Genomic DNA, 6,420 nt, shown 5'->3' with positions numbered 1-6,420 from the left:
TCTGTCACGGTTTGTGCACCTCGCTTCGCTCGCTTGCGCACAAACCGCGCCACCCCGCTCCGCTGGTCAGGCATTGCCGGTTAAGCCAGCGTTAGATTGACCCTTCGGGCCGAGGAATAAGGATGAAAAAGCAAGTAATATCAGATTGGGAATATTTTGAGAAGCTTGTTTCGTTTATTGAAAAAACAATATCACCAAGATCAAAAATAGAACATAATGTAAGTCTTGATGATCTATCTCGAGATAGCGATAAACGACAATGTGATGTAATAATTAGAACAGGAGAACCACCAAGAGAAACAATAACTTTGGTTGAAGTGCAAAATAGAAGTCGTGGCTTTAATATCACTTTTTTTGATGGATTAATTGAAAAAATGAGAAAAGTTGGGGCACAACATTTAATAGTTGTTTCCAGAAAAAGTTTTCCAAAATCTATTATAAATGAAGCTAAAAGACTTGGAAATACAATTCGCCTAGTTTACTTTGATGATGATGCAATTATGGAACCCGATCTACCTAGATTCACTGATGACTGTATTATACTAAAAACTAAAAATATTATTAGAGTGAACAATGTTAGTATTAGGGTAAATAAAGGACACCTGCAAAAAATAAATAGAAAAGATAAATCAAGTACTCAAGATAGAGTATTTATAATTGGTGGGAAAGTATTATCAATAAACGATATTGTTAATACTCATTGTTTATCTGACTTGAATTATGATGTGCATCAAGTAAAGTTTATTTTTGATTCTACTCTCCTGAATGATGAAATATATCTTCTTGATTCAATAACTGAAGAAAAACACTCAATTAAGTTGAATATTTCTGCTGATGTAGAAATTGAAAATATTAAATTGCCAATAAACTATATTACATATTCACAAGTCGGATATAGTAATTCTCTTGCAATTGTTATGTATGCAAGTGGAATATGGCGTGGAAATGAATCCTATATTACAGCTGTAATGAAGAAAATGAATGATATTTATCATATGACTATATATGATAAATCTGAAAACCTTAAAAACTCAAATATTGAAGTATATGAAATTGAAAAAATCTAACAACTGCTTCAACCTGATAATTCCTTTGTCACAATTTTTGCAACGCTTCGCTCTTGTTGCAAAAATTGCGCCAAGCCGCTGCGCGGCGCGGAATTACAGGTTAAGCAAATGTTCGTCTTGACGGGGCATCCTGGGCTCCCGAGGACGGCACACCCTATTTGGAAAGATATGATTTCCCGGGATTGGGGAACCCGATTTGTGGGGTTCGATCGGCGAAAGAATCCTGGACTGCGCAGAGAATCTTTTCTGCTGGCCAGATCTGAATTGTCGGCGGATAATGGACCCGGATTTTTTTGGTGGATCTGGAATAGAGGGATTCTCTTCCAGGAACGCATTGATCATGAAGGAAGAAGGATGTGCCTGATGGCCCCAGGTGTTCGTTGATGCTATCGGGGGTTTGAAGCAAGCGAACAACAGCTTAAACCTGACTCGCCTATTGGCACGGATTGCGATCCCCTACCCGATAGCATAAACCGCGCCAATTGACGGCTCGCAGGTTAAGCCAGCGTTAGATTGACCCTGCGGGCAGAAACGCAACCATAATCACATAAAATGGTTGACGCGCCACAGTATATGGTGTAATATTATCGGTAGGAGGTTGATATGGATCAAGAACGAGAAGATTTATGTTCTCTTACCGTTAAAGGTATAAGCACTAAATCAAAAGAAAATTTTAGTTTGTTTTGTGCCCTGCAAGGCAGGAGTATGCAAGAAGTAATAAGGGATTTTATCAATTCAGTGCAAGTTCCACATGAAGGTGCCAAAAATTACATGATGTTTCAAACTGTAATTAACATTTTATCCTTAAATAAAGGTCTTATTGATAGTTTCATTTTAGAGCAAGAGCCAATGTATAATTACCTTGATCAAGATCAGAAAGATGCTTCACGTCAAATATTTTGTTCGATGAATCCATCATACATTTACAAAAAATATATTGATTGGTTAGATGCGAAGTAATAAACTCTGATTATAAATCGGAGAATAAATGTAAGCGTCAATTTCACCGCACGTCTGCGAGAAACGCGGTGTTGACCTCTTCAGGATTGAGATTGGCTGGCATGAGAATCTCCCACTCACCAGAAACACGGATCTCGGGAAGCTTGCTCAGCACATAGTACAGGTATCCATAGGGATTCATCCCGTTTTGCTTCGCAGTCTCGATCAGCGAGAACAAGTTGCTCGATGCCTGCGCGCCGCGAGGGCTGCCCGAGAACAGAAAGTTCTTCCGGCCAACCACAAAGGGGTTGCCGTTTCCACTTCTGTCACGGTTTGTGCACCTCGCTTCGCTCGCTTCGCTCGCTTGCGCACAAACCGCGCCACCCCGCTCCGCTGGTCAGGCATTGCCGGTTAAGCCAGCGTTCGATGGACGCTTCGCGCAAGAGGAATAAAAATTGGATAAAATTGAAAAAGTATGTCTAATTACAGGTGCTGGAAAAGGCATCGGACGAGAATTTACACTTTCACTTCTGATGAATGGCTATTCTGTAGCTGCTTGTTCAAGAACTGAATCTGACTTAATAACTTTATCTAAACTAGTTGAAGAAAGAATGTTGTCTGATAAATTTATTTATAAATCTTTTGATGTTCGTCATTTTGAAGCTACACAGTCCTTCATAATAGACATAGAAAATAAATTTGGAAGACTTGATTGTGTTATTATTAATGCAGGTGTTTCAACAGAAAATTCAACTGTAGAAAATGCTGATTTAAATAAATGGATTGAAGCCATTGAAATAAACCTTATCGGAGCAGCTAAAACTGCCAAAGCAGTAATTCCAGCATTAAAGAAAAAAGGATCAGGGAACATAATTTTTATTGGTTCCGGACTGGGGCATAAAGGAATACCTGGAACTTCTTCATATTCTTGTTCAAAATCCGGTATGTGGATGTTAACTAAAATTCTGGCGCAGGAATTAATTGAGTACAATATATTAGTAAATGAACTAATTCCTGGTCCAGTAAAAACAAAGATTGACAGAAGTGTTAATGAAAGTCGGACAACAAAAGCCTTTTCAAATGAGTGGAATAAAAATCCAGAAGATGTAATACCATTGTTGAATTTCATGTTATCATTTGATGAGACAGGACCAACTGGACAAACTTTTAGTTTGACAAGAAGAGAAATATAAGACATCGAACAACGAGTTCAACCTGACTCGCCTATGTCACAGTACCTGCTAATTGCGGCTATTCGCCGCGCAGGAACTGCGCCATTTAACGGCTCGCAGGTTAACTCAATGTTAGAGTGACGCCTTCGGCGCTAAGAGAAAGAAAATGAAAAATATAATTGGATATAAACAAACAGAAATTATTATCAAAAGAGAATCTCAATTGAATGATGTGGTCGGTGTAGTTTATCCAGGTCGACGATATAATTTAAACTCACCTTCTCTCTTTTATCTGCCTCAAGTATTTAATAAATTTAATATAAGCTATTTAGGAATTGATATGCGCTATGGTGACAATAGTGAGTTCAATTCTGCAAATGATCAGCTTAAAGATGAATGGATCGAATATGATTCCAATAAAGTGTGTGAATTTTTAAATACGGTTTCACCACAAAATAATAAACGTATTTTCATTGCAAAGTCACTTGGAACAAAGCATTTGTATTATCAATTAAAGAACAATTTTATCAATAAAGAGGATGTATTAATATTTCAAACACCAATAATTCCATTTGTAGTGCTGCAAGATCTTCTCATTGAAAAAGGTAATAATTCATTAATAATATATGGAACGAAAGATCCTGTGTTGGATGATAAAGAATTTAATAGAATTAACTCGACTAATAAAACACAAGTATATGAAGTCCCGAATGCCGGACATGTATTTGAAGACGAGAATGAATTAGCAAAATCAATAGATAATATAAAGAATGTAATGTTGGAAACAGAAAAGTTCTTATCGAAAGTAATGTAATTTAAATGCGGACTCTAACAACTGCTTTAACTTGTCATTCCCTTTGTCATGATTTTTGCTGTAGCAAAAATCCCGCCAAGCCCTTCGGGCACGGTAATGCAAGTTAAGCAAATGTTAGGACGCCTGGGGCATCCCGGGCTCCCGAGGACGGCACTCGTTATTCGGAAAGCTGCACGATCCAGGGATTGAAACCGCCTGCTCAAGGGCGATCGGTGAAGGCAATCTGGTCAGCGAGAAAGTCTTTTCTGCTGGAAAAATCGATATATTCGGCGGATAATGGACCCGGATCATTTTTACTGGATCTGGAAAAGAGGATTCCTTTTCAGAAATGCAGAACCAGAAAGGACCAAGGCGGTGCCTGATTTCCTCTGGTGTTTGTTGGATGCTATCGGGGGTCACGGGCGTTCTAACAACAGCTTCAACCGGACAATGCCTTCTGTCACGGTTTGTGCACCTCGCTTCGCTCGCTTGCGCACAAACCGCGCCACCCCGCTCCGCTGGTCAGGCATTGCCGGTTAAGCCAGCGTTCTACGGACTAAAGGAGATTAAAGTGGAAAATAAATTCTTTAAAACCATTGATGGCAAGACTCTCGCGCAAATTTTTCAGGTTTTCAATCATGATCTATACAATCATCTTAAAGTTCATCACTACACCAGAAAAGAATCCATATTCCACATCCTTAAATCATCAATACTGCGAATGACACACATCAATAAAATGAACGATCCACTAGAAATCTCCTTTGGAATAGATGTGATCAAACATATTTTAAGAAAGAAATCTGAATACCAACACATAATAGATTTCATCGATCGCGAAATCATTAGTACGCCAATCAATCTACCAGTATTTGTTTTTTCGACCTCCGCAGATGGAGACTCTCATCAACAATGGATTAATTACTCAGATGCTGGGAGAGGAATATCAATCGAGTTTGATCGGAAACGCCTTTTTAGATTAATTAAAAATGGAATGAGTAACGGTCAATTTGCTTATATTTATCCGATACAGTATTATTCAGATTCTTTTAAAATTAGCCAAGATCCAATCCGTGGGTTTGAGGATTTAATTTGGAAGTATTTGAATAAGCTCCTCCGCTCCGACCTGGATACGCAAGACACTTCTTACTATGAGGATGTAAGATCAATAATAGTATTGTTTGCTTCCATGATTAAGAATGACTTTCATCAAGCTGAACGCGAATGGCGGTTTTTGCTGATAGCCCAAGAAGATGACAGTAACATCGAATACTTAGTCCACGGAAACGACATAAAACCAGTTTATAATCAGAAACTATCTGATGAATTCAGAAAATGCGTAACTGGAATTATGCTAGGTCCAAATATCACTAATGACATCATTGCTGAGAATGATATGTTTAATTTAGTAAAAGCGAAAATAGATATAGGGCGGGAGAAGGTAACTCGATCGCGAGGACAAATACGATAGTGTTTACACGGCCGTAGAACAATCGCTTCAACCTGACAAATCCTTTGTCACGGTTTTTGCATTCGCAAAAACACGTGCCAATCCCTTCGGGCCGGATTTGCAGGTTAATCGGTCGTTATAAGCCCTGAAAATTGAGGAGTACAATGGAAATTACAGAGTTACAAGTAATTGATACTGCGATCAAAATTGGTTTAGGTAGCCTTATTACTTTAGTTGGCACCTTTTTAGTTACATGGCTAAAACACCAAAATGATCGAAAGAAAGAGAGTCGTAAACGATTTTATGATTACCTTGAATCAGTTAGTTCTAATATTGAAGAAGTTACTCATGTTTCACTACGATATTGGGCTCTCATAATTGAATGGGTAAGAAACAACAAGCAAGGTATGGACTTAACAGATAAACGTTCGGAAGAATTAGAACGAACAAAGTCCGAGTTATTTGATCAATTTAAGAATTTAACTGTAGCTGAATCAAAACTTATGCTGTTAGGTTTAACTCACATATCTTCTCAAGTTCGCGATTATGGTGAATTCCTGAAGGAATTGCGTGGAAAGTACTATGACGGAAACCAATCTTTAAATGAAAGTGATTTGGATGACGTTAGACAGGAACTATTAAGCAAACGAAAGTCAATCTTTCAAGAGCTAGCAAAGTCCTATAAAAAGGGCTTATAACAAAGCATTTAAGAGTGATTCGCAACGCTTGGCAGTTTCGCTTCGCTCAAGTATAGCCAAGCGTCGCTCACACCTTAATGCGGCGTTAGGACGCCTGGGGCATCCCGGGCTCCCGAGGACGGCACTCGTTATTTGGAAAGCTGTATCATCCAGGGATTGAAACCGCCTGTTCAAGGGCGATCGGTGAAGGCAATCTGGTCAGCGAAAAAGTCTTTTCTGCTGGAAAAATCGATATATTCGGCGGATAATGGACCCGGATCATTTTCACTGGATCTGGAAAAGAGGATTTCTTTTCAGAAAT

Annotated in this window: 6 protein-coding genes and 1 pseudogene; 6 read left to right on the top strand and 1 reads right to left on the bottom strand. The window is 38.7% G+C overall.

Translation table 11 applies throughout. The features are described from left to right. Window positions 1-122: 122 nt before the first annotated feature. Both BW950_RS15615 and BW950_RS15610 read left to right on the top strand, forming a co-directional pair. Window positions 123-1,067: a hypothetical protein gene (locus BW950_RS15615; protein WP_143559282.1), complete on the top strand. Its 945-nt coding sequence runs from the start codon at window positions 123-125 to the stop codon at window positions 1,065-1,067. A 603-nt stretch (window positions 1,068-1,670) separates the two neighbouring features. Beyond that, window positions 1,671-2,027 carry a hypothetical protein gene (locus BW950_RS15610; protein WP_143559281.1) on the top strand — a complete coding sequence of 119 codons (357 nt, stop codon included), beginning with the start codon at window positions 1,671-1,673 and terminating at the stop codon, window positions 2,025-2,027. A 43-nt stretch (window positions 2,028-2,070) separates the two neighbouring features. Here BW950_RS15610 and BW950_RS15605 read toward each other — a convergent pair. After that, a pseudogene (locus BW950_RS15605) lies at window positions 2,071-2,313 on the bottom strand (transposase domain-containing protein); the annotation flags it as partial. Window positions 2,314-2,461: 148 nt separating this feature from the next. Here BW950_RS15605 and BW950_RS15600 point away from each other — a divergent pair. The 4 genes from BW950_RS15600 (at window position 2,462) to BW950_RS15585 (ending at window position 6,119) form a co-directional block, all read left to right on the top strand. Continuing rightward, entirely contained in the window at window positions 2,462-3,199 is a 738-nt protein-coding gene (locus tag BW950_RS15600) for an SDR family oxidoreductase (protein WP_076489990.1), read from the top strand. A gap of 145 nt (window positions 3,200-3,344) precedes the next feature. After that, entirely contained in the window at window positions 3,345-3,992 is a 648-nt protein-coding gene (locus tag BW950_RS15595; protein WP_143559280.1) for a hypothetical protein, read from the top strand. A gap of 328 nt (window positions 3,993-4,320) precedes the next feature. Then, complete coding sequence (locus tag BW950_RS15590) at window positions 4,321-5,442, top strand: DUF2971 domain-containing protein (protein ID WP_083944059.1); 1,122 nt, start codon at window positions 4,321-4,323, stop codon at window positions 5,440-5,442. A 143-nt stretch (window positions 5,443-5,585) separates the two neighbouring features. Beyond that, window positions 5,586-6,119, top strand: a complete 534-nt coding sequence (locus BW950_RS15585; RefSeq protein ID WP_076489987.1) for a hypothetical protein — start codon at window positions 5,586-5,588, stop codon at window positions 6,117-6,119. Window positions 6,120-6,420: the final 301 nt, after the last annotated feature.

The organism is Alkalispirochaeta americana, assembly GCF_900156105.1.
Taxonomy (GTDB): domain Bacteria; phylum Spirochaetota; class Spirochaetia; order DSM-27196; family Alkalispirochaetaceae; genus Alkalispirochaeta; species Alkalispirochaeta americana.
Note: the sequence above shows the minus strand (reverse complement) of the source record. Positions and strands in the feature narration are given on the sequence as shown.